Origin of the sequence: Shewanella sp. 1CM18E (assembly GCF_023161665.1) — a bacterium.
Lineage (GTDB): Bacteria > Pseudomonadota > Gammaproteobacteria > Enterobacterales > Shewanellaceae > Shewanella.
This window is the reverse complement of the sequence record NZ_JALNTW010000003.1, coordinates 54,581-81,550: the sequence shown is the minus strand read 5'-3', so window position 1 is coordinate 81,550 and position 26,970 is coordinate 54,581. Positions and strand designations below refer to the sequence as shown.

21 protein-coding genes are annotated in these 26,970 nt (G+C 44.1%); 7 read left to right on the top strand and 14 right to left on the bottom strand.

The genetic code is table 11. The features are described 5' to 3' along the window. Positions 1-49 precede the first annotated feature (49 nt). The 3 genes from MSG37_RS05920 to MSG37_RS05910 form a co-directional block, all read right to left on the bottom strand. Positions 50-1,756, bottom strand: coding sequence for a di-heme oxidoredictase family protein (locus MSG37_RS05920; RefSeq protein ID WP_248469661.1), 1,707 nt, complete (start codon positions 1,754-1,756; stop codon positions 50-52). 122 nt (positions 1,757-1,878) lie between these two features. Next, a complete protein-coding gene (locus MSG37_RS05915; RefSeq protein WP_248469660.1) occupies positions 1,879-3,027 on the bottom strand; it encodes an imelysin family protein in 1,149 nt (382 codons plus the stop codon). Positions 3,028-3,050: 23 nt separating this feature from the next. After that, positions 3,051-4,466, bottom strand: a complete 1,416-nt coding sequence (locus MSG37_RS05910) for a hypothetical protein (protein ID WP_248469659.1) — start codon at positions 4,464-4,466, stop codon at positions 3,051-3,053. A gap of 484 nt (positions 4,467-4,950) precedes the next feature. Here MSG37_RS05910 and MSG37_RS05905 point away from each other — a divergent pair, with 484 nt between their 5' ends. Both MSG37_RS05905 and MSG37_RS05900 read left to right on the top strand, forming a co-directional pair. After that, positions 4,951-6,132, top strand: a complete 1,182-nt coding sequence (locus tag MSG37_RS05905; RefSeq protein WP_248469658.1) for an MFS transporter — start codon at positions 4,951-4,953, stop codon at positions 6,130-6,132. A gap of 131 nt (positions 6,133-6,263) precedes the next feature. After that, positions 6,264-7,115, top strand: coding sequence for a TIGR03899 family protein (locus MSG37_RS05900; RefSeq protein ID WP_248469657.1), 852 nt, complete (start codon positions 6,264-6,266; stop codon positions 7,113-7,115). Positions 7,116-7,195: 80 nt separating this feature from the next. Here the strand turns inward: MSG37_RS05900 and cysC are convergent, their stop codons facing one another. The 5 genes from cysC to cobA all read right to left on the bottom strand — a co-directional run bounded on the left by cysC (position 7,196) and on the right by cobA (position 12,879). Beyond that, the gene (cysC, locus tag MSG37_RS05895) at positions 7,196-7,813 is read right to left on the bottom strand and encodes an adenylyl-sulfate kinase (RefSeq protein WP_248469656.1); all 618 of its coding nucleotides are present in this window, start codon (positions 7,811-7,813) and stop codon (positions 7,196-7,198) included. 106 nt (positions 7,814-7,919) lie between these two features. Then, entirely contained in the window at positions 7,920-9,644 is a 1,725-nt protein-coding gene (locus MSG37_RS05890) for an SLC13 family permease (protein WP_248469655.1), read from the bottom strand. 2 nt (positions 9,645-9,646) lie between these two features. Continuing rightward, positions 9,647-11,086: a sulfate adenylyltransferase subunit CysN gene (cysN, locus tag MSG37_RS05885; protein ID WP_248469654.1), complete on the bottom strand. Its 1,440-nt coding sequence runs from the start codon at positions 11,084-11,086 to the stop codon at positions 9,647-9,649. A 42-nt stretch (positions 11,087-11,128) separates the two neighbouring features. After that, complete coding sequence (gene cysD, locus MSG37_RS05880) at positions 11,129-12,037, bottom strand: sulfate adenylyltransferase subunit CysD (protein ID WP_248469653.1); 909 nt, start codon at positions 12,035-12,037, stop codon at positions 11,129-11,131. A 26-nt stretch (positions 12,038-12,063) separates the two neighbouring features. Then, the gene (cobA, locus tag MSG37_RS05875) at positions 12,064-12,879 is read right to left on the bottom strand and encodes a uroporphyrinogen-III C-methyltransferase (protein WP_248469652.1); all 816 of its coding nucleotides are present in this window, start codon (positions 12,877-12,879) and stop codon (positions 12,064-12,066) included. A 397-nt stretch (positions 12,880-13,276) separates the two neighbouring features. Between cobA and MSG37_RS05870 the strand changes: the two genes are divergently transcribed. The 3 genes from MSG37_RS05870 to MSG37_RS05860 all read left to right on the top strand — a co-directional run bounded on the left by MSG37_RS05870 (position 13,277) and on the right by MSG37_RS05860 (position 16,937). Beyond that, positions 13,277-14,212, top strand: coding sequence for a phospholipase A (locus MSG37_RS05870; protein WP_248469651.1), 936 nt, complete (start codon positions 13,277-13,279; stop codon positions 14,210-14,212). A gap of 179 nt (positions 14,213-14,391) precedes the next feature. After that, the gene (locus MSG37_RS05865) at positions 14,392-15,981 is read left to right on the top strand and encodes a S41 family peptidase (RefSeq protein ID WP_248469650.1); all 1,590 of its coding nucleotides are present in this window, start codon (positions 14,392-14,394) and stop codon (positions 15,979-15,981) included. Between the two features lie 95 nt (positions 15,982-16,076). Then, positions 16,077-16,937, top strand: a complete 861-nt coding sequence (locus MSG37_RS05860) for a PA4780 family RIO1-like protein kinase (protein WP_248469649.1) — start codon at positions 16,077-16,079, stop codon at positions 16,935-16,937. A gap of 120 nt (positions 16,938-17,057) precedes the next feature. Here MSG37_RS05860 and MSG37_RS05855 read toward each other — a convergent pair whose 3' ends face one another. The 6 genes from MSG37_RS05855 to MSG37_RS05830 all read right to left on the bottom strand — a co-directional run bounded on the left by MSG37_RS05855 (position 17,058) and on the right by MSG37_RS05830 (position 25,139). After that, positions 17,058-17,630, bottom strand: coding sequence for a redoxin domain-containing protein (locus MSG37_RS05855; protein ID WP_248469648.1), 573 nt, complete (start codon positions 17,628-17,630; stop codon positions 17,058-17,060). A gap of 132 nt (positions 17,631-17,762) precedes the next feature. Then, positions 17,763-18,188 carry a DUF3010 family protein gene (locus MSG37_RS05850; RefSeq protein WP_248469647.1) on the bottom strand — a complete coding sequence of 142 codons (426 nt, stop codon included), beginning with the start codon at positions 18,186-18,188 and terminating at the stop codon, positions 17,763-17,765. 84 nt (positions 18,189-18,272) lie between these two features. After that, positions 18,273-19,997 carry a hypothetical protein gene (locus MSG37_RS05845; RefSeq protein WP_248469646.1) on the bottom strand — a complete coding sequence of 575 codons (1,725 nt, stop codon included), beginning with the start codon at positions 19,995-19,997 and terminating at the stop codon, positions 18,273-18,275. Positions 19,998-20,779: 782 nt separating this feature from the next. Then, entirely contained in the window at positions 20,780-21,565 is a 786-nt protein-coding gene (locus MSG37_RS05840; RefSeq protein ID WP_248469645.1) for a phosphoadenylyl-sulfate reductase, read from the bottom strand. Continuing rightward, complete coding sequence (gene cysI / locus MSG37_RS05835; protein WP_248469644.1) at positions 21,558-23,255, bottom strand: assimilatory sulfite reductase (NADPH) hemoprotein subunit; 1,698 nt, start codon at positions 23,253-23,255, stop codon at positions 21,558-21,560. Before cysI ends, MSG37_RS05840 begins: the two co-directional genes overlap by 8 nt. Before the next feature lie 87 nt (positions 23,256-23,342). Further along, a complete protein-coding gene (locus MSG37_RS05830) occupies positions 23,343-25,139 on the bottom strand; it encodes an assimilatory sulfite reductase (NADPH) flavoprotein subunit (protein ID WP_248469643.1) in 1,797 nt (598 codons plus the stop codon). A gap of 345 nt (positions 25,140-25,484) precedes the next feature. Here MSG37_RS05830 and MSG37_RS05825 point away from each other — a divergent pair, with 345 nt between their 5' ends. Both MSG37_RS05825 and MSG37_RS05820 read left to right on the top strand, forming a co-directional pair. Continuing rightward, on the top strand, positions 25,485-26,693 hold the full coding sequence (locus MSG37_RS05825) for a Re/Si-specific NAD(P)(+) transhydrogenase subunit alpha (RefSeq protein ID WP_248469642.1): 1,209 nt from the start codon (positions 25,485-25,487) through the stop codon (positions 26,691-26,693). Beyond that, positions 26,693-26,968: an NAD(P) transhydrogenase subunit alpha gene (locus MSG37_RS05820; RefSeq protein ID WP_012153916.1), complete on the top strand. Its 276-nt coding sequence runs from the start codon at positions 26,693-26,695 to the stop codon at positions 26,966-26,968. The genes MSG37_RS05825 and MSG37_RS05820 overlap by 1 nt, the downstream gene beginning before the upstream one ends. The last annotated feature ends 2 nt before the right edge of the window (positions 26,969-26,970 follow it).

The following is a 26,970-nucleotide window of genomic DNA, read 5'->3' as shown; positions in this document are numbered from 1 at the left end:
CCGCTGTTTTTATAGCCGAAGATGGCGGTATCAGATATGCGAATCTTGATTATAGTGACATTAAGAAATCAATAACTTGCGAGCGTTCCTCTGCAGTTAAAGCCATAAAGTCCTGCTGACTCTTTTGCGCTTCACCACCGTGCCATAAAATCGCTTCTTCCAATGTTGCTGCGCGGCCATCATGTAAGAAACCTGCTTGTGGATTAACCGTTTGGGTCAAACCTATGCCCCATAACGGACGAGTACGCCACTCATTTCCATCAGCTAAGAAATCAGGTCTGCCATCAGCGAGTTCGTCGCCCATATCGTGCAATAACATATCGGTAAACGGATAAATGGTTTGTCCCATATGACTTGGACTCATTGGGCTACCACCAATATTGCCCGAAGTTTTGGTTACAAAACTGGGTTTATGGCAGCCAGTGCAATTGAGCTGCTCAAATAACCTAGCGCCCTCTCTTACATTACTATTAGCAACGTTACGCCTTGCTGGTACCGCTAACGTTTCGGCATAAAATACCACTGAGTCACTAAACTCTGCACTTGCCTCAGGTTCACCGTCTACACCTGTGCCCGTGTCAACAAAGCCGGTACGAGTCAGGTATGAATCATGTAGCGCCGTACCTGCAATGCTTTCGTTAGGAAATAGCGGATTAGTTACACCAATATCACCTCGCAGCGCCCCAAGAGACTGCACTCTTACGCTTGGTGTATTAGCTTTCCAACCAAAGCGCCCTAACGAGACAGGATGAGAGTCACCAGCCTTAGCCTTCACCGCATCAAAAACATAATTGGCGCGGCCGGATATACCGTCATTATCAGTATCATGTTCATCAACATTAGCAAGAATATCCGCTTCAGCTATCGCCTCGAGCAATCCTAAACCAAATACCGGCATACCATTACGCCAGCCCATCAATACATCATCTTGCAACAAATTAGAGGTGATGTTCGCGCTGGCTATCGTTTCACCGGGTGCGTCATAGGGATTTTCCACTGCAAATAACGGCTTCTTTAACGTAACGCTGGTGCCATCATCGTAGGTAACAACTTTAGTTTCATAGGATAAATAAACATCTGCTTGACCAATAAACTGGTTTTGCTGCCAATCAGGACGGGCTTGCAGCACGCCTCGATGAAATAGCTGCCCACCAAAATCCGGCACAGGGATAGGTGCGCAGTAATCGTTGCTTGAAGTGCCAGCCACACAAGGCTCTGTTGGTGCCATGCTGATCCGCAAAAAGATGCCAGCGTCAGAGCCAAGCTTTACTCGGCTTTGGCCTGCTGGAATTGTCGGCGTGGAATTACGCCCATCACGCTGATGGCAAGAATTACAGTCCGCGTTATTAAACACTGGGCCTAAACCATCAAGTTCTGGATGAGCGCTATTAGGCGCCGTAGTAAAAGCGGTTTCAAAGCTTAAGTCGCCCTCTAAATGCAGCGCTAACTCTGCATCGGTTAAATTGGGCGCTGGAGTTGAAAAGCCATGGCCAGATTCAGACGCATCAAAGGTCGTGGTATCGCCACCACTGGCAGTAATATCAGTGTAATCTGGGTAAACTTTCTCCTCTGGTATTGGCGTTTCATCATTACCGCTGCCACCACAAGCGCTCAAACTTACAAGGCCCAATACCAATACAACTTTGCTCAAGTTAACAACTAATTTTTTAATTAAACTTATTTTAAAACGACTCTCTGACTGCACGACGTTAATGTCTGTTTTAAGTACGATTGCCATATGTTGTTCCACACTCATTTGTAGACCTCTCGCTCTCAAACGCTGAGTTAAAAGTCTACAAAGGTTAATTAACCACTTTAAATACAAGGTTTTTAAATGAGAAAAAGGAGGTCAATTTGACCTCCAAATGTATTGTGTTGTTAGATCTTCCACTCTTTTAGCAGTGGCAGTACGTCAGACTCTAAGCTAGCTTGCAGAGTTGATAATGAATCAACGGCAGTTTGAATGCGTACGCGACCATCGGCGTCACTAATCGCTTGACGGAACGGCATATCATTGTCACCAGCAATAGCTTGGATCTTGCTAATCGCATCATCAATTTCAGCTTTTACTCGAGTCGCCAGCTCTGGGTTGGCAGCATTAACAAAATCAATAATCCCTTGTTTATCAGCACCGCCTTCAAACTCACCAAGGTAAACATTACGCACACCAATAATGTTATCGCTAAAGTCAGTTAAAGAGTTCCAAGAATATTGTGACTCCACTTTTGAGGTGTCAGCTTTAGCTAATGAATCACCAAATGGATCGGCAATTTTGCCATTACCCACTTCATCTACAATACCAATCATGCCGTTAATCAGCTCTTCAACTACGCCAACTTCAGAGCTATAAAATGTATTGCCATCTGCGCCTGAGTTTTTCAGTAATTCGCCATAAGCTTTGCCACTTTGGCCGTCATAACTAATTAACCATGCGTCGTCGAGGGTTTTGGCATAATCGCGAAACACTTCAGCTAGCCCCATTAAATAATCACGCTCATTTGCTGTTAACTCTGAGATATCCTTGCTGTTATCTGCAACACCGTCGCCAAACAGCAGGTATTCCATAGTGTGAAAACCTTGCACATCATCATTCCAACCTTTGATTGTTTCCGCATCAAAGCCGGTATTATTGGCAAGAACCGTGGTTAAATCAGTGGTATTTAGCGGCCAGCTATCTAAGTGTGGATCGATACCTAAAGAGTCTACCGGACCAAAGATGTGCGACTCACCTTGCTCCCATGGCTGGCGGGCAGCTTTCCATGCTTGTTGCGCGGCGAGCAGATTAGCTTGTGTTGGCGTATTAACTAAGGTTTGAGTGGCCTGAAGCATGGCTTCGCCACTTGCAGCAAGATCTGAGTAGCCAGCCACAATCACCTCATCGGTCAGGTTGGTGATCATCTCTGTGGCGGCAAAGCTAAACCCGGTATCAGGCTCAACGATAGCTGTATCGTCAGAGCCTGAACCACCACAGGCTGACAGGGCAGAAATAAGGGCAATAGCAAGCGCAGAATGAGTAAAGTGTTTCATAAAAACTCCATTTATTATGTTATTTAAAGCGAGAATTGATAACCAACGCCCAAAGCAAAAAAGTTGGTGTCAGGAATTGCCGAAACGGCAACTTGGTGCACACCAGCTTCAGCTTTAATGACAATTTCGGGGATAGGAAAGTAGTTAACACCGGCGCTGATCCAAGTATTCTCATAGCGCTTGGTTGCGACACCGGTTTCTACTTCTTTCAATGGGTTGGAGTAATCGATATTGGCGAATACTGTAATAGGAATAGCGGTGAACTGCCCGAGATCAACACCCGCTTCGACAAAGAAAGCCTCAGATTTTGAACCAACTTGAGCGAAGTTGCCCGGCTTAAGTCCCGGAGTGGTTTTATTCGCTTGAGTGATGGCATCGCTGTCACTAAGCGTTCCGTATAGGTATTGCCCGCGTAGGATCCACGGTCCTTCCACAAAAGCGCCAGCCACAGACAGAATTTCTACAGTGCCGTCAGCACTGAGTTTGTTAGTCTTATGACGGTTACCGCTGGTATTACCATAATAATAAGATGCTCCTAACGCAGAGCCTGTTTTAAAGTTGCCATAATCAAGGCGAACAACGTAAGCAAGGTCGTCAGCATTAACATGTTCAAAACGCTTCTGGTGACCAGATGCCACCCAGTTATAAGTGCGGAAGTACTCTGAGTTTAAGCCGCTAACAACCTGAGCTTGATAATGAAAATTCGCGACTTCACCGAAGATCCCAATACCATTTTCGTTCCATACAGCAGGTAGCATGGCGGCTTCACTCTTATGGCGTTGCACCGTAAGGTATTGACTGGGTTTGTGTAGCGTACTACTCAGACCGACTGGAAGGTGAATATTACCGAACTTAACGCCAAAGGCTGCGCTTGGGCGATAGCGGATCTCGGCTTTCTCGATCATCACCTCACCACCTGCTTCAACCTCAGCTTCAAACTCGCCAAACTCATCAAAGCCGTCATATTCTAACGAGCTGCCAGTACCACCATGCTCATACTCAATTTCGACCTCCATATCCCATTGATCATTAAACTGGTAACCAAATTCAGTAACAATGCGCTCTAAGTCAAAACGATTACGTCGCTCAGGGCTAGTATCTTGAACATTGTCGTAATACTCATCGCTGGTATAAATCACGCTGCCATAGGATTTAAATGAAAATTTATCCCAGTGACTTTTTGAAGATGATTCAGCCTCCTTTGGCGTTGTTGCAATAGCAAACTGCTCAGCTTGGCTGTCAGATAAAGCTTGTTGTTGCTTTTGCTGTTCTGCCAACTGTTGTAACTGGATTTTCAAGGCCGAAAGCTCTGCTTCTTGTTTAGCAATCGCTGCGGCTAATGCTTCTGGATCGCTTGCTGATAATGCGCTCGAGCTAAATACACTGGCAATAGCTAGCGCTAGCATGTTCAGCTTGGCATGCTTTGAAATGGACTTCATAGACGTCTCTCATTTTTGATTCTGCGCCGTAAGCCAATTAATAAAGTGTTGAAAATAAAGTAGTACATATACTTTCAGGCGATTTCAGCACTCTATAAACCAACTTAAACAGCTCCCCCTAAATTCGCAGACAAACTACACCTAATGAGAATGACTTACATTATCATTTACAGAAAACTTACATTTAGCACAAGAGTACTACTTAGGTATCAAAGAAGGGGACAGTTCAAAACCAGTGACAATCAATGACTCAATAATGACGAGGGCTAAATGGCGAAATATTGCCAACCGTGGAGGTCCTGCTATTTAGCTTATAAAAAGGGGGATCAAACAACTGATGCGTAAATTGTTACTATTGCCACCAGCTCATTACCGCTCAGGTCTAATAATAAGAGATGACTCATGTATACTGCTCTTTCGCCTAAATCCCCAAGAAAAGCAGCACTGAAATCAACCGGTTTGCAAGTGACTGATAGGAACTCCAATGAGAAATGATCCTCAAAAACTACTCCTATGGATGACATTTATCATGTCACTGGTGTTTGCTGTATGGCAGGCATTATTGAACAACTTTGTCATTGAGCGAGCGCAATTTACCGGTGCAGAAATTGGTATTTTGCAAAGCCTGCGCGAAGTACCGGGGTTTCTTGCCTTTACCGCTATTTTTGTTTTATTGCTGATCCGAGAGCAGGCGTTTGCGCTATTATCTCTCGCGGTTTTATGTATCGGTGTGGCTATTACCGGCTTTTTCCCACAAGTATTAGGTCTCTATATCACTACCGTATTGATGTCGGTAGGTTTTCATTATTTTGAAACCGTAAACCAATCTTTGACTCTGCAATGGGTAGATAAACAAGACACAGCTGCGTTTATGGGCAAGGCATTAGCATGGCGCAGCGCCGCGGCTCTTGGGGGCTATGGCAGTATTTGGTTAGTCATGAGCTGGCTAAAGCTCGACTATCAATGGATGTACGCCATTATCGGCAGCTTAGGATTATTAATGGTGCTAACGATTAGCTATTACTTTCCTAACTTTAACCAAGGTGAGATGCAGCATAAGAAAATCATCCTAAGAAAACGCTATTGGCTTTACTACATGCTGACTTTCTTTTCAGGGGCGAGGCGACAGATTTTCATGGTGTTTGCAGGCTTTATGATGGTTGAAAAGTTTGGCTATAGCATCACCCAAATTACGTCGCTATTTTTAATAAATTATGTGGTGAACCTGCTATTTGCCCCTGCTATCGGCCGTTTTATTGGCCGCATTGGTGAGCGAAATGCGTTAACTATTGAGTATGTTGGTCTTATCGCTGTATTTGTTAGCTATGCCCTTGTTGAACAAGCTGAATTAGCCGCAGCCCTCTATGTAATCGATCACTTGTTGTTTGCTATGGCCATTGCGATGAAAACCTACTTTCAAAAAATTGCAGATCCTAAAGATATTGCAGCAACTATGTCTGTTAGCTTCACCATTAACCATATTGCAGCAGTCGTGATCCCCGCGTTACTCGGTTTTTTATGGCTAACATCGCCGCAAATGGTATTTTATATCGGTGCAGGATTTGCTGTTTGCTCACTGATGTTAGCGCTTAACGTACCGCGTCATCCCGACCAAGGTGAAGAAGTTGCCCACTTTGGTAAAGTGAGACCAAGTGCAGCAAATTAACGGCTATCAAGAATTAATAGTGATTGCCGATAATTTAATTACTATCGGCCATAGTTAGCCGAGTATGAGTTAACTGTTTTTAGATAACACAATTGGCGTAATAACAATTATTGATAATGGCGAATGGCTCCATGGTTGAAACAGCAACAGACGGCGCGGTGGCGCATGCAACAAAAGATAGCAATAAAGCCACTGATGCATCAGCTCGAAAAAAGGCTTTACTGCTCGGGCGAATGTTAGGATTAGCAAGTGAGGATGACTACCGTGCAAGCAATGCATCGATTGCTGAGCGAGCTACATTTCGCGCGCAAAAGTTAGCTTGCCAATACCAAGAAAACTTAGAAACCATTTACAAAATTGCCATTAGCCATACTCCGTCAGATGTCACTGGTGTCGATCTTGATCCGGACTGGGCGCATCAGTTTTTTCAGCTAGCAGAGCAAATCCATAATCGAAAAATGCAGGAGCTATGGGGGAGAATATTAGCTAATGAAATCACCTCACCGGGAAATTTTAGCCTACGCACATTAAGCACACTAAAGCAGCTAACCCATAAAGAGGCGCAAATTTTAGAAAAGGCCTTAGGCATGTCAGTGCTTATCAATACCGAAAGCCGCTTCAAGCTCATTATCGGCTTTAGACATGCAGGTGGATTTGGGCAATTATTTAAAAAAGCCACTTCAAGAAATATTGGCTTATCGCAGTTTGGCCTGCCCTACTCCAATATCCTCACCTTAGTCGATGCAGGACTGTTACATCGCAGTGAGTTAGAAACTGGACTGCTTAGCAGTAAAACCCCAATCCACTTTGCAATTGGCGATAGCAAGCTCAAGCTAACACCAAAAAGCGGCCAACTATTTTTTAGCTATTACCGCTTTACCCCTATCGGTGATGAACTGGCTCAATTAGTCCATTTCAATACCGATAAAAGCTACATCAAAGCAATGAAAGCCCTGTTTTCACATGACTTTAAAGTTGAATAACCTCGATTTACTGTAAGTCTTCAAGCATAAAAATGGGCTGCAAAAGTGCAGCCCATCTCTTTAGTTTCTATAAGTCGTCGCTAAACTACCGCTTTTAACTTTTCAGAATCAATCACTTGAATCGCCGCTAAATAGTCTAGTAATGCTCGTACTTGATTAGCCAAATCACCTTTACTTGTGTCAATGGTGAGCTCCGCAGCAGTAGGCACTTCGTATGGTGCAGAAATCCCAGTAAAATCTTTAATCTCGCCAGCGCGCGCTTTACTGTACAAGCCTTTTGGATCACGCGCTTCGCACACTTCAATTGGCGTTGAAACATGCACTTCAATAAACTGGCCGTCTTCAAATAATGCTCGCACACGCTCACGTTCTTCGCGAGTCGGAGAGATAAAGGCCGACAGCACTACTAAACCTGCATCTACCATCAATTTTGCCACTTCACCTACACGGCGTAAGTTCTCATCGCGGTCATCCAAGCTAAAACCTAGATCTTTGCATAAGCCATGGCGTACATTGTCACCATCGAGCAAATAAGTATGAAATCCGGCATCAAACAGTGCACGCTCTAGCGCTCCAGCTAAGGTCGATTTACCAGAACCTGAAAGGCCGGTGAACCATAACAAAATAGGGTTCTGCCCTTTTTGCTCTGCACGCGATTGCTGATCGATACTATGTTGGTGCCAAACAATATCAGACATAAAAACTCCCAAAATTCTATCTATAAATACAGCTGTAAAATTCGCTAAATTCAATATTCGAAATATCAATTTCTACTCAATTCAACTTAGCCCTGCATAGCCTTAATTAAAAAGGAAAAAACACTGGAACCAATAACAATACGATAGCGGAATAAAGCACTGATAAAGGCAAGCCTACCCTAACAAAATCACTAAATCGGTAATTACCCGCGTTATACACCATCAAATTAGTCTGGTAACCGTAAGGTGAAATAAAGCTAGCGCTCGCACCAAAAACAACGGCTAAAATAAATGGCCTGGTATCGACGCCATAACTCATTGCGATGGCATAGGCGACCGGAAAAGACAGTGCGGCAGCAGCGTTATTGGTAATAAGCTCTGTTAACAACAATGTCATTAAATACACAGCAACAAACGCGGCAAACACGCCGTAGCCATTTATTGAACCAAGAATAAATGTCGCAATATCATCAGCCAGCCCTGTCGATAACATCAAATTCGCTAAGCTCAACGCACTGCCCACTATGACCACTAGCTCAAACGGAAAACGCCGCTTAAGCTCCGACAAGCTGACCGCACCAATCGCTATATAGCTCATCAACAGTAAGATAAGCCCTTTAACCAGCGGTAAAACACCGGTCAAACTCGCCAAAATGGTAATAAGAAAACCACCAAGAACCCATTGGCTTCGGCGCGGATCTAGCCTGACGCTTAAGTCTAAACCGCTTACTGCGGCAAACTCAGATGCCAACTTAGTATTACGACTAAAGCTGTCACCAGGGGTAATAAGTAATACATCGCCCGCTTGTAGCTCTATATCGCCTAAACCGCCTTTAAGCGGATGATGACCGCGACGAATGGCGAGAACCGCACCATCAAATTTCTCTCTAAAGGTCGATTCTTTTAAGGAGCGACCAACTAGGCTAGAGCTTGGTGCCAACACAGCTTCAATCAGATTTTGTCCTTTTGCCTGCTGCTTACCGAACCACTCTAAACCATCAAATTGATGAAGTAATTCCACCGACTCTACCGCGCCACTAAAGCGCAATACATCCTCACTTTGTAGCACTAAGTGTGGCGGCACCGGGCAAATGCGAATACCGCTGCGCTCAAGCTCTACAAGGTACAACTTCTTTAGTGCGCGTAAACGGTTATCTTGCACACTGTGACCAATCAGTAGTGACTCTTTAGCCACTCTTGCCTCAAGTAAATAAGGTAAGGTTTCATCAGCGGTTTCTTCACGTCTATCTGGTAACCAGTTAGCCAGCAAAACCAGCAACCCAACACCAGCGGTAACGATAACTATCCCAATCATCGAGAACTCAAAAAAGCCCAATGGCACAAGGCCAGCATTTTCAACAAAGGAGTTAACGATTAGGTTAGTTGAGGTGCCAATTAAGGTTAGCGTGCCACCTAAAATCGCCGCATAAGACAGCGGCAATAGTAACTTGGCTGGCGCGTGAGCTTGATTACGCCGCACCACACCAATAAGCGATGCAACCACCGCGGTATTATTGGTAAAGGACGATAGTAATGCCGTAGAAAGGCCCAACTTTGCCATGGTTGACGCTAAAGATCCGCGACCAACCATTTGGCTTAACTTACCCAATAAAGAGGTTTTCTCCAGTGCTGCTGTCGACATAATTAGCAGCACTAAAGTCACTAAACTGGCATTAGTAAAACTTGCAAGCGCAGTTTCCAGCTCAACCATGCCTAATAGGTAAGTGGTTAATGAAGCAATAAAAAACAAAGCTGCAGGTGTCCATAGCCCCGCCATTAAGGCGGCGACTAAGGCAAATAATATGCACGATAACACCCACAAATCAGCCATGATTAACGGTCAACCTTGCTGATATCGATTGCTTGCCAGTGTGGATATTGCTTACGAATAAGCGCGTTAAGCTCTAACTCAAAATCACTGTATTGTTGAGTACTGCTTTGCTCTCTTTTACTCGAAACGGCCATAACTGCTGCAACTGTGGCATTTGATAAACGGTCGATTAAGATCATGCCGCCGGTATCACGTACTAGCGTATAAGGGTCAATTGCAATCGACTCATTAAGCTCTAGGGTTACTCGAGCCATATCGTTCAAACCAATATCATTGCTTTGGTTACGTTCAAGCGTATTAATATCAACTACATAATCTACTTTAGCCACGCTCGCCTGAAGTTTTTTGCCCGCCACTTTTAAATCATAAAGCTGGCCAACCTGTAATGGCTTTTCATCCATCCAAGCAATGTCAGCAGTCAACTGGTTCGCAAGTTCAGGTGCGTTATCAACCTGTGATAGCAAGTCACCTCTTGAAATATCAATCTCATCTTCAAGGGTTAAGGTCACAGCTTGCCCAGCAATCGCTTGTTCAAGATCGCCGTCAAAAGTCACAATACGCGCCACTTTGCTGCGTTTACCCGATGGCAGTGCCACCAGTTCATCACCAACATTAATTACGCCAGATGCTAATGTGCCTGAAAAACCACGAAAATCTAAATCGGGACGCTGAACATATTGCACCGGAAAACGCACAGGCAGACTCGTTAGTTCACGACGTGTATCTATGGTCTCTAAAAGGTGTAGCAATGTACCGCTGTCATACCAAGGCGTGTGCTCACTACTATCAACAATATTGTCGCCTTTAAGTGCTGATAGCGGCACATAGCGAATATCCAAGTCACCTAATTGCTCGGCAAACTCGGCAAATTCAGCTTGAATATCGTTAAAGACTTTTTCATCAAAGCCAAGTAAATCCATTTTGTTTACCGCTACAACAAAGTGGCGAATACCCAGTTGTGAAGCAATAAAAGCATGGCGACGAGTTTGAGTTTGTACACCATAACGCGCATCAACCAAGATAACCGCTAAGTCACAGGTTGAAGCACCGGTTGCCATATTGCGCGTGTACTGCTCGTGACCTGGGGTATCGGCAATAATAAATTTACGCTTGTCACTTGAGAAGTAACGATAAGCAACGTCAATGGTAATACCTTGCTCACGTTCAGCTTGTAAACCATCAACTAACAGGGCTAAATCGACTTCTTCACCTGTGGTGCCAAGTCTAGCGCTATCACTTTTTAAGCTTGCTAACTGGTCTTCATAAATTTGGGCGCTGTCATGTAATAAACGGCCAATTAAGGTGCTTTTACCGTCATCAACACTACCGCAAGTCAAAAAGCGTAATAGGCCCTTATTTTGCTGTAATGACAGGTATTGTTTAACACCTAAATCTTCAAGTTCTGCCGCTAAGCGGGCGTTATTGGTTACTGCTTGGTTCATAATGATCCCTTAGAATTCTTTAGCCACATCCCTTACGGGATATTAGAAATATCCCTGACGCTTTTTAAGCTCCATAGAGGCACTTTGATCAGCATCGATAAGACGTCCTTGACGCTCACTTGAGCGAGTCAACAACATCTCCTCAATAATCTTTTCTAGCGTGTCAGCCTCTGAATGCATCGCCCCCGTTAGTGGGTAGCAGCCTAAAGTTCTAAAGCGCACTAACTCTTGCTTTGGTTGCTCACCTTCAGCCAATGGCATTCTGTCATCGTCTACCATAATCATCATGCCATCGCGCTCAACAACTGGGCGTTCTTGAGCAAAATACAGTGGCACTAACTTAATATCTTCTTGATAGATGTACTGCCAAATATCAAGCTCAGTCCAGTTTGATAGCGGGAATACACGAATACTTTCACCTTTATTTACTGCACCGTTATAAGTACGCCATAGCTCTGGGCGTTGATTCTTTGGGTCCCAAGTGTGGTGCTTATCGCGGAACGAGTACACTCGCTCTTTAGCGCGCGATTTCTCTTCATCACGGCGTGCGCCACCAAAAGCAGCATCAAAACCATATTTGTTCAGTGCTTGTTTTAAGCCTTGGGTTTTCATTATGTCGGTGTGCTTAGCACTGCCGTGTTCAAATGGGTTAATCCCTAGCTCTAAACCTTCTGGGTTTTTGTGTACTAACAGATCAAAGCCAAATTCTTTCGCTTGCTCATCGCGAAACGCGATCATCTCTTTAAATTTCCAATCTGTATCGACGTGCAACAGTGGGAAGGGGATTTTTCCTGGATAAAATGCTTTGCGAGCTAGATGAAGCATCACAGAAGAGTCCTTACCGATGGAATACATCATCACAGGATTATCAAATTCAGCCGCCACTTCGCGAATAATTTGAATGCTCTCAGCTTCCAGTTGTTGCAAATGGCTTAACTCTTTTGCGCCCATGCTAGTTCTCCGTATTCTTCAATCAATTATTTAAGTTGTGCGGCTAACTCAGGATTATTGAGTTGGCTATTATCTGGGGTAAACCAATTTAAGCTACCGGCAAGCTCTACTACCTCGCCAATCACCATTAAGGCTGGCATCACAAGATCTGGATGATTGGCTAATTCATCAATATTGTTTAAGGTGCCGATAAAGGTTTGCTGATTTGATGTTGTCGCTTTCGATACGATAGCCACAGGAGTCTGAGCACTTCGCCCAGCCCCCATTAATCCTTGTTTAATCAACTCGGCGTTAAGGATCCCCATATACACCACTAAGGTATTGTTAGGGTTAGCGTATGCTTGCCAATCCATAGGGCGGCTTTCAAGCTTGCAGTGTCCAGTGATAAAACTAACCCCTTGAGCATAATCTCTATGGGTCAGTGGGATCCCCGCATAAGCAGCGGTACCGCTAGCGGCCGTGATCCCCGGGACAACTTCAAAGTCGACACCAGCGGCAACAATGGTTTCAAGCTCTTCACCACCACGACCAAAGATAAATGGATCACCACCTTTTAAGCGCACCACATTTTTTCGGGTGTAAGCTTTGGTCACCAGCAGTTGGTTAATTTCGCTCTGAGCAGCACTGTGCTTACCCGCTCGTTTACCCACTGCAATTTTTTCAGCATGCTTTGGAATAAGCGCAAGGATATCTTCACTGACTAGGGCATCATATAGCACTGCATCGGCACTTTGCAGAACTCTAAAGGCTTTAACTGTCAGTAGATCAACATCACCAGGCCCCGCGCCAACTAGCCAGACTTTTCCTGTGGCGGCTTGACCGGGTAAAGCTACAATCTCCATAACGCTTCCTCACTCTTATTTGTTATGCTGAAATATAGCCGCCTCCTTATTCCATAATAAATAGAAATTTATTACTTTTTATAACTTTTTGTTATTTAGCTTGTTAGCATTAATTCTCTACAACACAAGAAAACACCATAACTATCTGTAAAATAAGAACTTAACTATTTCCGTTATAAATCCTAGCTAGGCCATAGCCACTATTTCGTGTTTTTTAGCACTAAGTTATCGCATTTCAATCTAGCCAAAACCTTTTCGATTGCTATCTATCAACAATCACAAAGCGTAGGCATAAATGTTACTAACTTGCTTAACCACTGTTAAAGCAACTTTTAGCTAGGTAGAATCTCTTACAAACAATAAAAGCTGTAATTCAACTTAAAATTCAGGGAATGTTATGAACAAATCAGCTGCGCTATTGTTAGCTATAGGTTTAGGCTGCGCGTTTAGCCTACAGGCGCAACCTAAAACAGAACCAGCCGAAACAGAGATAGAAGTTTCGCCGAAAAAACAGCAATCATTAGTAGATGAGCGGATCTCCGATGAAAAAGCCACCGGCGATCTGCCCTATGTGATCACCCCACATAAAGTGAATTATATTCTGCCTGTGACCTATAGTAAGTCACCAAACATGGCGCCGTTTGAGGAAGAAGCCAGTGAACAACCATTTACCTTAGATAACATGGAAGCTAAGTTTCAAATCAGCTTCAAATTCCCGCTTTGGCACAACGTATTTGGCGATAATGGTCACCTGTTTGCAGCCTATACCAACCAATCCTATTGGCAGGTATATAACAAAGATATTTCTTCACCCTTTCGAGAAACCAACCACGAACCTGAGATATTTATGGTGTTCACTAACGACTGGCAACTAGGCCCATTAACCAACTCGTTTTGGGGAGTCGGTGCAGTTCATCAGTCTAATGGTCAGTCAGGCTCGCGATCACGTAGTTGGAATCGATTATACGGCATGATGGTATTCGATAACGGCCCGTTTGCATTAGAGGCTAAAGCTTGGTGGCGTATTCCTGAAGATGAAAAAGAAACGCCTGAATCACCACGAGGAGACGATAACCCTGACATAAACGACTACATGGGCAATATTGAATTCACTGGGGTATATGGGCTTGATGAACATAGATTTACGTTAATGTTGCGTAATTTTATTCAACATCCAAGCCATGGTGCAGTGGAGTTTACCTGGAGCTACCCTATTTTAGGCAACTTACGTTTATATACCCAGTACTTTAATGGCTACGGTGAAAGTTTAATCGACTACAATGTACATAACCAACGAATTGGTATCGGGGTGTCGATTAACGACATTTTGTAATAAGACTAAATATTATGTCATGACGCATAAAGCTCGATATCAACAACATCTAAATCAGATCTGAATAGTTTTTATAACGCTAAAGCTGAGCTCGCAAGAATAAGAGCCCGCAATAAGAGATACGCTATATAAACAGCACCTAAAAAAGTGCAACAGAGCTGATTTGTTTAGGGTGGATTATGACTTTGAGCTTTAAGGGGATCATTAACGCTTTTGCGGTACTCATTTGCATGAGTGCCGCTCAGCTTATTTACCTGTCATTTTCGCCATCTAGCATAAAAACTGAATTAACCCCGCAGCAATACCAGCAAGATATCGCATTATTTTTAAATGCTATTAAGCAGCACTCGGCATTTGCAGTAATAAAGCCAGCAAGTCTAGAATCTGTCACCCAATCAAGCCAAAAACTGGCTAAAACAGCACCTCAGCTGAGCCAAACTATAGAGCTAGAACACGCATTACAAAGCATTATCAGTCAACTCAATGACCCAGGGGCCAGCATCACACGCCCTGCTGTAAATGAATCCGCGTTGCTTTTACCGTTAATCCTGCGCTTTGATGGTCAACACTGGCATGCCTTGTCAGTTAGCGGAAATAAGCCTACTGAGATAAATGAATCAGGGAAGATAAATGCATCAGATAAGCTAAATCACTCAGCTATAGCCCAAGAGTTATATCTCGACTTCCCCTACATCACTCATATCGATGGCCTCCCACTACAACGCTGGGTAATTGCCAGCCAAGCATACCTAGCTGACTCCGTAAAACTCTCTAGTGCGGCTCAGGTACACTGGCTACAACAAATCTCCAAGCTAAGACAAGATATAGGCCTACCCTACAAAACAGACAGTATCATTACCTTAAGTAACGGTGATAATCAGATACAGCGTACTGTTAAATTGACTCGCGCCATCCCTGAGCCTGCTGCAATAACTAAGCAGCATTCGCCAGAGACTCATTCACTTGAATCCCAAATAGCTCACAAGCTCATCCGCTTAAACGACAGTATTGCCCCTGCCACTCTTGATGAACTAAGCGAATTATTAGCAAAACCTATCGAACCAAATACTCAGCCTTTAGCCATAGATATTCGCACCATTAAGCAGCCGCAACCACAACTAATGGCGTGGCTAAAAATGCACTTTGGTCAGCCCAACCAACCGCAAACAATTGGGGTACTGCAGTACAAGCGCCACTCACATTCACGTGCAGAGCAATTACCCAAGCATTTTACTTCGGTTAATAAACTCAACTTTTTTGAACAAACTAACCTGATTAATCAAGGCTTTGATAATCAGCTCAAACAATCCACGGCATTGAGTGACTTTCAAGCTCGTCTGCATACTCCCACTAAAATAAATGATAAGCCCAAAATAAACACACAAACTATACCTGCCGCCACATCAGAGCAGATTCGGCTTAGTTTGTTAATTGATAGCGACTGCGAACAAGAGTGCGAATGGATAGCCCTTGCGGCTCAAAACTGGCCCAATGTTGAGCTTGTAGGCAGCGCCACTCGCGGCAGCTTAAGCCCGCGTTATAAAGTGACCTTGCCCCACAGCGGAATTGAGCTCGAATTAAGCAGTGGCATAGTGTATAGCCCAGATGGTCAACTGATCTCGGGTGTTGGGATAGCACCAGCAATTCAACTGCACCAATTTGCTTTTGAAGACAGTAATGTCGGGGCTATTATTTTGGCTCAAAAACTTAACCGCTCACTTGCGCCACTAAAAGGAACTGTAGCCGTTGCGACAACCGAAAAGCGTTAACAAAATCCCCTTAGTATTAGCGATAAATACCATTTTTTTCAGCGATAATAATTCAATCCTTTCCATCGCTGGGCCAACTAAGGTATAAGAGCGCTATGAAAACCCCAAAACGACTCCAACCTCTGGTTGATGAAGGACTAATTGACGAAGTGATTCGTCCATTAATGAGCGGCAAAGAGGCCGATGTATACATAGTTAGATGTGGCGACGATGTGCGCTGCGCAAAAATTTATAAAGAAGCTGATAAACGCAGCTTTAAAAAAGCGGTCGAATATAGAGAAGGACGCAAAAGTCGTAATTCTCGCCGTGCAAGAGCCATGGAAAAAGGTTCTAACTACGGCCGCCAAGAACAAGAACAAGCCTGGCAAAGTGCTGAAGTGGATGCACTATTTAAGCTTGCCTACGCAGGCGTAAGAGTACCGACCCCTTACGGCTGTTTTGACGGCGTATTGCTAATGGAGCTCATTACCGATGAAGCGGGTTACGTTGCGCCACGACTTAACGATGTCACCCTGACGCCAGAGGTCGCTATTGCTCATCATGCAATGGTGATGAAAGATGTGCAGCGAATGCTATGTGCAGGTCTTATTCACGGTGACTTATCTGAGTTTAACGTGTTGCTGGATCATACTGGCCCTGTGATTATTGATTTGCCACAAGCCGTTGATGCTGCCGCAAATAATAACGCCAAGCGTATGCTACTACGTGATGTGAATAATATGACCCAATATTATGGCCAATTCGCACCGTCACTGCGTAAAAGCAAATACGCACAAGAGATGTGGCTTAAGTTTGAGTCAGGTAAGTTAACACCAGATACCGAGCTTACTGGCGAGTTTGTTGAAAGTGAACACAGCGCAGATATCGATTCAGTGCTAGCAGAGATTCAGGCAGCATTTGAGGAAGAACAAGAGCGTAAAGCCCGCGTTCAAGGTGAAACCGAAGACGAGTATTAAAAGACCAGTATTAATCGACTTAATTAGCCGAAAAAGAAGTGAATACCTTGCAGTATAAAGCCCCGTAATAGTGGTATTACGGGGCTTTAATTATTTGCGTTAAACTGTTAGCTAAAGAGCTTATTCAACTTGTGCTGTTTCACTAATGTTTGGCTCAGACTCTTGTTCAGCCTTTTCAACATTAAGCTCAGCTAGAGTTGCCGCGATATCTTCAGCCGCAGTCTTAGCGTTAATGTCTTCATCAATCTTTAGGATCTTGCCATCTTTACCAATGTAAAATGTCACTCGGTTGGCAACACGTACAAGATTGAGCACATCATAAGCCTTGGCAGTCTCTTTAGTCGGGTCACTTAGCATTGGAAAGTCTGCTTTTTGCTCACGAGCAAATGCTTGATTGTCTTCTAAATCATCCACACTCGCCATCATGTAAACCGCGTTGTACTTACGGATAAGATGACCCTTTTCCACTAGCGACTTACATTCCAAAGTACAGCCTCGGGTGTTCGCCATTGGATACCAAGCTAGCACTAGGTTTTGTTTACCTTTGTAATCACTCAATTGATAAAAGTGACCATCTGTTGCTTGTAGCTTGAAATTAGGCGCAACATCGCCAACTTTTAAATCAGTTGCTTGAGCCGTAAAAGACAGACAAAAAAGTGCAGTTAGTGTCAGTTTTGAAAGCAGTTTAATCATGGTTATCTACCTATCCCTTTTAAATAGTTCCGTTTACTTAGCTAAGCTCATCAGTAAGCGATGCCAGCGTAAATCGTTAGTTAACTTGTGATACGCAGGTCGCCGACAAAAGATCATTTTTACTTGTCGATACTAATCCACTAAAGCCTCAAATGCTAAATCATAGGCTTTTCCTAAATCAACCGTCGTAGGTTTAGCAGGTTTTAGTGCACCACAGCGTTTATCTGTGGCTCTAAGGGTTGCTGGGTGAACAAACTCTACTGCAATATCAATACTTGCTAAGATCGCCCCTTCCATTAAAAACGTCCCAGCACCACCAGCACCTTGCCCAGTCGTTGCTCGTCGGTTCAACACCACTTTTTCAACATTATGTTCAGCCAAATAAGTTTGTAGCTGAGCTATAAACTGTTTTACATCAGCCTGCTGCGGGTTTTTAAGCAAACTGAATTTATTCACTTTAGGTGCTATAACTTGGTGCTCGCTGCGGCTGCCAGACAAGCTCACTACTCTCACTTCATTGGCTTTTAAAAATAAACCACTTACTACTTGTGCCACCATCGATGCTCCAACCAATCACTCTGCTTAAAATATAAAACGCCAGCCTCTTTAGGCTGGCGAGTAAGCTATTATGGCATAAGCTTTTTACTTAGATGAACGTGAATTCATATGGGTGTCGATTTCAAAGCCTTCTGGAGCAACATCGACAGTGAACTTGGTGCGAATATCATAATTCTGCATCGCTTCTAGCTCTTCAGGAATTGGCTCACCTGTCATCTCGATAAAAGTTAACAGTGGATCGAACATTTTCATGTAATCAGCTGAAACCACCATCATGCCATTATTAACCAGTTGCTCACTGGCTAGGCTGTCAGCAATTGCAGCGCCTTTATCACCCGAAAACAACACCAAGTGCTTACCTTTTAACGCCAACTTAGGTGAAATATTCATTTCAGGCGGAATAGGCAGTATGGTTTTTAAATCAATCGCATCACCGTTTTCTGACAATTGAATGCTAGCCATTTCTGGTACAAAAGACTTCGCCATATTAAATAGCATGGCAGGATTATCAGCAGATAAGCTCACGACTGCATCTAAGCTTTCTAGCTGAGGGGAATTGACATCATCACTAATTTTATAATCAATGAGCGAGACACCTACGCCTTTAACGCCATTCGCCATACCGGTAAACATACCTAGCATTGCCGGGCTTTGCTGGCTCATCTGCATTTGCATTGAAGCTAGCGCAGCACACTGATATTCAGGCGTAAGCATATCGTCCCAAATAGCAGTTAAAGATGGCACCATTTGAGTCACATCAATGCCTAAGCCAATGTTAAACACACTATTATCTACATCTTGAGTGTAAGCAGGTAGGAAGCCGCGTAGCTTTTGATAAGCATCAAGTAGCAGTTTGTTTTCACCTTCAATTACCGTTCTAAAGCCAAACGAGCTGCTGTTTTCTGTAACGTTTAGCTCATCATAACCAGCAACGGTACGCGGCCAATTGTTAGCAATTGCAGCAAGCTCCGAACTACATGCTGGCGACTTTAAATCTTGAATAGGATCTTCACCCATGATGCCATAAAGCTTTGATAATTGACCCGCCAGTTGGTTACCGTCGGTGCTAGTTAATCCAGTCACGATCTCTTGATGATTAATGTAGGTAACACCATCGTTAGTGAAACCATGTTTTTTGATGATGCCTTCAATAATATTGGCATCAACAATCGAGTTATCCACCGGGGTCACCCCAAGTGCATTTTCAAGCACACTAGCATCAATAAACGAGGTGCTTAATGTGGTAGTAAACATGCCATCATGTACTGCAAATACTAAACTAATCTGCTCCCGATCTTCAGGATCTGTAAGCTGATAACTGCGGTAATCCACACCTTTTAAATTAGCCGGGGTATGAGCTAAGCCACTTTCAGCTTCTGCTTTATCTAGTAATGCCCAAATTGCATCTGCATTTTCAACCTCGATTTTAAGCACTGGCATAGCGCCAAGGGTATAAAAGTAGCTGCGAATATCTTCAGCAAGACCAAAGGTTTTAATGAAAGTATCGCCGTCTTGCATCGAGTCTGCGTATGATTTTAGTAAGCTAACAAAAAACTGCGCCCGCTCATCTGGTTCATTTTCCAGCTCGCTAAACGCACCTGCTGGGTACTGTCGATAAGCTTCTGATAGAGAATTGATATAAGACTTAATAGGAAATGGCTGTAATTGAGCGGAAAATATAGGGGTATCAGCCGGTACGTAGCTAAGGACTACGTCATCGCTTGTCGACAGTGGTGCCGATTGCTGGCTATACCAATATCCACCAGCACCTGCAGCAACAACTGCTGCCGCGATAAGCATCTTATTCATTCAAAACTCCATTTATAATTCAATTAATCCAGTAAAAATAAAAACAAGCCATTAGCGCTGCAATACTACAACATTATTCCTACTTATTACCAACTTAAGCAAAAGCACATTTAGCTTTTCAGTATCTACACAGAGCCAATATAAAGCACCTAGCATACATAGTCGTTAGCACGAGGGAGCGGGTAAACACCAGCTAATGCTATAGAAGGAGAGTAACAGCGGGGGAGATATACAAACTCACAGTGAGGAAAGTAGCAGCGCTATAAAACAAAACCCCAGGTAACTCTGCAACTGCGAGTTACCTGGGGATAGTTTGCTTGATAAGCTAGCGCCAGCAAGCCAATCAATATGTTCGATTCTAACGTCTGTTTACTGCCAAAATGTGACGTTTACAATCGAACTTGGTTTATTCGATACTGACAGCTCTGCCTGTAATTTCTAGCTGATTAAGCTTGTGCGACTTAATCAGGGGAAGACTAAAAATCACTGAGTCTATTTAGACCTGATACAGAACAGTTTCCTAAAACCATCTACGGGAACTTTGAACTATAGCCTAAAAAAAACGTCTGTGCATAACCTTGTGAGTAATAATGTACAAAAATAAACAAAGATTAATACTTAAGAACTAAATTTATTTAATTACAAAAACTTACAAAACAACTTAAGAGGCAAGAAACACGCTTAAAGATTAAAAAGCAAATCGACTTAAGTAGCATATTGGTACTACTTAAGCCTTACTGAGTTGGCTTTTCTACATCATAGAAGAACTGAGTAAGCTTTCGCTAAATATCAAAGTGCAAACCACATTCACGCTTTAAACCGTTGAAACGGGTCTCTTCTTCACTCATACCTAACTCAAGCGGCTTGCTTGAATGGGTATCGCCAACCGACACGTAACCTTGATCCCATAACGGATGATACGGCAACTCAAATTGAGTTAAGTATTCGTGTACCTGCTTATTACTCCAATCAATAATCGGCAGAATTTTATAACGCTGACCATGGATAGCTAATACCGGTAAATCTTCACGGGTACTCGACTGCGAACGTCTCAACCCTGCAAACCAAGTGCCTACAGCTTGCTCCTTTAAAGCTCGCTGCATCGGCTCAACTTTATTGATTTGGTTGTATTTATCTAACCCATCAATATCTTGCTCCCATAGCTTGCCAAAACGCGCTTCTTGCCAAGCTGCACTAAAAGGTGAAGCATACACTTTAAGGTTTAAACTGAGTCGCTCGGTAAGCTCATCAATAAACTGATAAGTTTCACTGAACAAGTAACCTGTATCGGTTAGCAATACCGGGATATCAGCTTTTTCAGTACTCACCATATGCAGCATCACTGCAGCTTGAATACCAAAGCTTGACGATAACGCATGATTACCCGGTAAATATTGCAACGCCCACTTCACTCGCTGTACTGGGGTCAACGCTGCTAAAAAAACGTTAACCCGAGCAAGTTCAGCTTGTTGCTCAACTTTAGGTGCACTGAGTAAGGCTTGCAGCTCATCAGCGCTAATCACAGTTTCTGCTGGCTCAGCGTTAACTGTGGATTCAAAGTTAGCCATGAAAGTCCTTAGCAGCATCAATGACTGCCGTAACCACACCGCTACGCACAGTGTAATTACCAAAAGTTTCGCCACTTTCACGCTCTTTAACATATAGCGCAAACAGGGCATCTAGTTCCGCAAGGATCTCCGCTTCTTGGATATTCTCACGGTACAGTTTATTCAAACGTGTACCTTCAAAACTCGCGCCTAAATACAGGTTATAGCGACCAGGCGCCTTACCTACTAGACCAATTTCGGCAGCAAATGGACGTGCACAGCCATTAGGGCAACCCGTCATGCGAATAACAATGCCTTGGTCTAAGAAACCATGCTTATCTTGTAGCGCTTCAACTTTAGTTAAAAAGTCCGGGAAATAACGCTCAGCTTCAGCCATTGCTAAAGCACAAGTCGGCAGTGCAACACAGGCAATTGAGTGACCACGAGTTTCAGTAATAAGCTTACCCATTAGCCCATGTTGTCTTGCTAATGCTTCAACTTGTTCTTTATCGGCAGCGGGGACGCCTGCAATAATGATGTTTTGGTTGGAGGTCATACGGAAATCACCTTTATGGATCTTGGCTATTTCTCGTAAACCCGTTTGCAATGGTTGACCCGGTAAATCTTTAACCCGGCCACCTTCAATAAATAAGGTTAAGTGCCAGTTATCATCGACACCTTGCTTCCAACCATAACGATCACCACGATCGCCGATCACCACATCACGCTTAGGCTCAAACTTGATCCCTGTGCGAGCTTCTACTTCCGCTTTAAACTTATCAAAACCATGTTTAACTATGGTGTACTTTAAGCGCGACAGTTTACGGTTTTCACGATTACCCCAGTCACGCTGAATGGTCATAACGGCTTCAGCAAATTTAAGAGTATCTTCGGCTTTTATATAACCAAAATCATCGGCTAAACGCGGGAAGGTAGCCACCTCACCGTGGGTTGAGCCCATGCCGCCACCAGCAACCATGTTAAAACCAATTAACTCATCACCGTCAGCGACAGCAACAAAACCAAGGTCATTAGTGTAAACGTCTACATCGTTATCTGGCGGCACAGCAACGGCCATCTTAAATTTACGTGGCAGGTAAGTTTTACCATATACCGGCTCAACTTCTTCACCTTCGGTAGTCACCAACTTTTCATCATCTAGCCAGATCTCTGCGTAGGCTTTTGTGTGCGGCAGCATATTGTCTGACAGCTGCTTTGCGTAAGCGTAAGCCTGCTGATGTAGCTTAGATTCAACCGGATTTGGGTTACACATTACGTTACGGTTAACGTCACCACATGCGGCAATTGAATCCAGTGCTTCACGGTCAAGATCTTGAATAATGGTTTTTAGGTTACGCTTTGGAATGCCATGGTACTGAAACGTTTGACGGGTGGTTAAACGAATACTGTTTGAGCTAGTAAGGTTTGAGGCAATTTTATCAACTGCTAACCACTGCTCTGGCGAACATACGCCACCAGCAACACGGGCACGCAACATGAAGCTATATAATGGCTCTAGTTTTTGCTCTTTACGTTCATTACGTAAATCGCGGTCATCTTGCTGATAAAAACCGTGGAACTTAATTAACTGCTGATCGCCTTCACTAAAAGCACCCGTCACTGCAGTATCTAAGCCTTCTTGAATTGTGCCGCGCAGGTAATCACTATCGGTTTTTAAATATTCGTTTACTGCTAACTTTTGCTCACTCATAGCAAGGTACTCTCTTAAAATTCTTTTTGTTTTGCGCCCGCTTTAGCATGGCGTCACTCATCATTACGCTTCAGCTACAAGCTGGCCTTAATAAACGTCTTTTTGGTAACGTTTAGCGGCTCTTAACTCTTCTAAATATTGCTCTGCTTGCTCAGGCGTTTTATTACCAAACTTAACCGCCACATCTAGCAGAGCTTGGTGTACATCTTTAGCCATGCGCTCTGCGTCACCACAAATATAGAAATGCGCGCCGTCTTCTAGCCACTGCCACAATTGCTCACCTTGCTCAGCAATCTTGTGCTGTACATAAACCTTGTGTTCTTGATCACGAGAGAATGCTAAGTCGATACGTGATAGCTCACCGCTTTGCAGATATTGTTGCCACTCCGTTTGATACAGGAAGTCTTGTTCAAAATGTGGGTTACCAAAAAATAGCCACGCTTTACCTTCAACACCTTGCGCTGCACGCTCTTGCATAAAGGCTCTAAATGGCGCAACACCGGTACCCGGACCAACCATGATCACCGGCGTGTCTGGATTTTCTGGTAAACGGAAGTGATTATTTGGCTCAACATACACTTGCACTGCTTGACCTTCTTCAGCGCTCGCAAGGAACTGCGATGCGCCGCCAAAGCGAGTTACGCCGTCACGTTCATCTTCAACTAAGGCCACAGTTAAGTGCACTTCTGATTCAACTTCTGACTGGCTCGATGCAATTGAGTAAAGTCTTGGGGTAATGCCACGAAGTAAGCCAACAAACTGCTCAGCCGTTGCTTTTGCAGGGTATAAACGCACTAGATCAGCAACTTGATGGTTATTCACAAACTCGCGAGTCAATGCCTTATCAGCACTTAAACTTAATAGTTCTGCGTTTTGACTAAGCTCAGCCCAACCACTAACCAAACCAGGATAAAGCTGGGTTAGCTCTTTTTTATTGGTTAACGCATCACGCAAGCTAAATGACTCTTTCGCCACAGTGACTTGCTCGTTTTCATCAAGAGATAACGCACTGATAAGCTCTGACACTAAGGCTTCTGAGTTGGTAAACCACACGCCTAATGCATCACCCGCTTGGTAATTAATGCCTGATTCACCTAGCTCAATTTCCACGTGGCGTACATCACGGTCAGAATCTCGACCCGTTAGTTTTTGGCTCACTAACAACTCGGCTGTATAGGGTTTTTGCTTAGTAAAACTTGATGTTGCCGCTTGGCTGCTAGCAATAGACACCACGCTGGCACCCGCGCTTTGAACAAGTGGCTTAACCGCCTCTAGTACATCAGCTTGCCACTGATCCGCTTGCTCTTGATAATCAACATCACATTCAACAATTGGCGCAATCGCTTTGGCACCTAACGCGCTTAAGCGAGAGTCAAAGTCTTTACCTGTTTGGCAGAAAAACTCATAACTTGAATCACCTAGTGCCAACACAGAATAATTTAAGTTATCCAGTTTAGGGGCCCGTTTAGAGCTTAAGAATTTGTGCAGTTCAATGGCATCATCCGGCGCTTCACCTTCACCATGAGTACTCACCACTAATAGCAATAAGCTTTCTTGCTTCAATTGGCGGGTCTTGTAATCTCCCATCGAAGTCAGGTTTACCGCATAACCCTGCGCTTGTGCTTTTTCAGCAAGCTCAGTTGCGACACCACGGCCATTACCCGTTTGGCTGCCATAAAGAATCGTAATAACTTGTTCAGTACCCGCCTCGTTGCTTCCCGCAACTTGAGGTACACCTGCCGCACCTTGTTCAGACGTTGCAGCAAGATAGCCGCTAACCCAAGCAAGTTGAACGGCACTCAGCTCTGCAGTGAGCTGCTTTAACTTGTCCACTTGACCAGCAGAAAGCGGTGAAGCGAGTGATGAAAGCTCTTTTAACAACATGGAAACGGCCCTGTATCAGTGTAATGTCGCCCAGCTTAGCCCCTCGCCAGATAAAGAAAAAAGAATAAAAGATAATTTTTAATTCGATTTAGGAATATACAAAGCTCAAAAATTAAGCTACAAAAGTAACAGGCGAATCAACAAATCCGTTTGCTGTAGGGTTTGCTAGCGCAAACTTCTATTCAAAAGTGTGGCGTAGCGCAAACTTTTTAGTCTGACCAGTCCAGAAAACAGGATATTGAAAAATATGCACTTGTGTCTGGATTTAGAGTCGCCACAATAAGCACCCTGACAAATTAATGACATCTGTTCATACGAATGTCCTCAACTGAGAGGTTTACCTTTGTGAAGCTAGGTCTACCGAAAGAAAGTCATGCTGGTGAAAGTCGCGTAGCGATCATCCCAGCCAATGTGACTCGACTGCTTAAAAATAACTTACATGTTCTTGTCGAAAGTGGTGCAGGCAGCAATGCCGGCTTTACTGATGAGGATTATGTTCAGGCTGGCGCCACAATTGTGAGCCGCGAACAGGTTCTCAGTGACGCAGACATCATCACAGTTGTGAACGCCAAAGACGAGCAGCTTGCAGAGCTATCAGCAGCGATCAAGCCACAACAAATCGTTATCGGCATGATGGATCCACTGGCGCACCCTGAAAATGCTCAAGCGATTGCAGCTACCGGGGCAACCGCTATCGCGCTTGAACTTGTGCCACGTATTACTCGTGCGCAAAGCATGGATATTTTATCATCGATGGCGACAATCGCAGGTTATAAAGCGGTGCTGTTAGCCGCCCATAAAGCGCCGCGCTTATTCCCGATGATGATGACTGCAGCAGGTACTTTAAAGCCAGCACGCGCCTTTATCATGGGCGTGGGTGTTGCGGGTCTACAGGCTTGTGCTACAGCAAAGCGCTTAGGTGCAGTGGTTGAGGCTTACGATATTCGCCCCGCCGCCCGTGAACAGATTATTTCAGTGGGTGCTAAGCCAGTTGAGCTCGATCTTGAAGCAGAAAACACTGAAACTAAAGGTGGTTACGCTGCCGAGCAGTCTGATGACTTCTTAAAGCGTCAACAACAAGCCATGGCTAACGTGTTAGCTCAGCAGGACATTGTTATCACTACTGCGGCAATTCCGGGACGCAAAGCACCAATTCTTATCACCAAAGAGATGGTTGATGGCATGAAGGCCGGCACCATTATTGTCGACCTTGCGGCAGAAACCGGTGGTAACTGTGAACTAACTGAGCTTGATAAAGAAGTAGTTTACAACGGCGTGACGATTCTTGGCCCATCAAATGTACCAGGATCAGCTGCAAATCATGCTAGCCAAATGTACGGCACTAATATTGAAAACTTGCTCAAGCTATTAGTTAACAAAGACGGCGAGCTAAACCTCGACTTTGACGATGAAATCGTTAAAGACACAGTCGTTGCTCACCAAGGTGAAGTGACCAGTGCCCGTTTGCGCGACCTACTAGGCTTGCCAACACTTGAGGTAAATGAGCCAAGCGTAAATGCTGATGACTCAAACACGACTCCGGAGGCTAAATAATGGAAATTTTACTGCTATTAACCCTATTTGTGGTTGCAGTGTTCTTAGGCGTTGAGATGATCACTAAGGTGCCACCAACCCTACATACACCATTAATGTCAGGCTCTAACGCTATTTCTGGGATCTCATTAGTTGGTGCACTGCTGTCAGCAGGTTCTGGTGCAGGCATTTGGGTCAACGTGCTGGGCTTTATTGCCGTCGTACTGGCCACCATTAACGTTGTGGGTGGTTACATGGTAACTAACCGCATGCTAGCCATGTTCAAAAGGAAATAAGC

Coding starts and splice junctions, on each gene's coding strand:
- MSG37_RS05920 (WP_248469661.1), bottom strand. CDS start 1,756: ATGAGTGTGGAACAACATATGGCAATCGTACTTAAAACAGACATTAAC.
- MSG37_RS05915 (WP_248469660.1), bottom strand. CDS start 3,027: ATGAAACACTTTACTCATTCTGCGCTTGCTATTGCCCTTATTTCTGCC.
- MSG37_RS05910 (WP_248469659.1), bottom strand. CDS start 4,466: ATGAAGTCCATTTCAAAGCATGCCAAGCTGAACATGCTAGCGCTAGCT.
- MSG37_RS05905 (WP_248469658.1), top strand. CDS start 4,951: ATGAGAAATGATCCTCAAAAACTACTCCTATGGATGACATTTATCATG.
- MSG37_RS05900 (WP_248469657.1), top strand. CDS start 6,264: ATGGTTGAAACAGCAACAGACGGCGCGGTGGCGCATGCAACAAAAGAT.
- cysC (WP_248469656.1), bottom strand. CDS start 7,813: ATGTCTGATATTGTTTGGCACCAACATAGTATCGATCAGCAATCGCGT.
- MSG37_RS05890 (WP_248469655.1), bottom strand. CDS start 9,644: ATGGCTGATTTGTGGGTGTTATCGTGCATATTATTTGCCTTAGTCGCC.
- cysN (WP_248469654.1), bottom strand. CDS start 11,086: ATGAACCAAGCAGTAACCAATAACGCCCGCTTAGCGGCAGAACTTGAA.
- cysD (WP_248469653.1), bottom strand. CDS start 12,037: ATGGGCGCAAAAGAGTTAAGCCATTTGCAACAACTGGAAGCTGAGAGC.
- cobA (WP_248469652.1), bottom strand. CDS start 12,879: ATGGAGATTGTAGCTTTACCCGGTCAAGCCGCCACAGGAAAAGTCTGG.
- MSG37_RS05870 (WP_248469651.1), top strand. CDS start 13,277: ATGAACAAATCAGCTGCGCTATTGTTAGCTATAGGTTTAGGCTGCGCG.
- MSG37_RS05865 (WP_248469650.1), top strand. CDS start 14,392: ATGACTTTGAGCTTTAAGGGGATCATTAACGCTTTTGCGGTACTCATT.
- MSG37_RS05860 (WP_248469649.1), top strand. CDS start 16,077: ATGAAAACCCCAAAACGACTCCAACCTCTGGTTGATGAAGGACTAATT.
- MSG37_RS05855 (WP_248469648.1), bottom strand. CDS start 17,630: ATGATTAAACTGCTTTCAAAACTGACACTAACTGCACTTTTTTGTCTG.
- MSG37_RS05850 (WP_248469647.1), bottom strand. CDS start 18,188: ATGGTGGCACAAGTAGTAAGTGGTTTATTTTTAAAAGCCAATGAAGTG.
- MSG37_RS05845 (WP_248469646.1), bottom strand. CDS start 19,997: ATGAATAAGATGCTTATCGCGGCAGCAGTTGTTGCTGCAGGTGCTGGT.
- MSG37_RS05840 (WP_248469645.1), bottom strand. CDS start 21,565: ATGGCTAACTTTGAATCCACAGTTAACGCTGAGCCAGCAGAAACTGTG.
- cysI (WP_248469644.1), bottom strand. CDS start 23,255: ATGAGTGAGCAAAAGTTAGCAGTAAACGAATATTTAAAAACCGATAGT.
- MSG37_RS05830 (WP_248469643.1), bottom strand. CDS start 25,139: ATGTTGTTAAAAGAGCTTTCATCACTCGCTTCACCGCTTTCTGCTGGT.
- MSG37_RS05820 (WP_012153916.1), top strand. CDS start 26,693: ATGGAAATTTTACTGCTATTAACCCTATTTGTGGTTGCAGTGTTCTTA.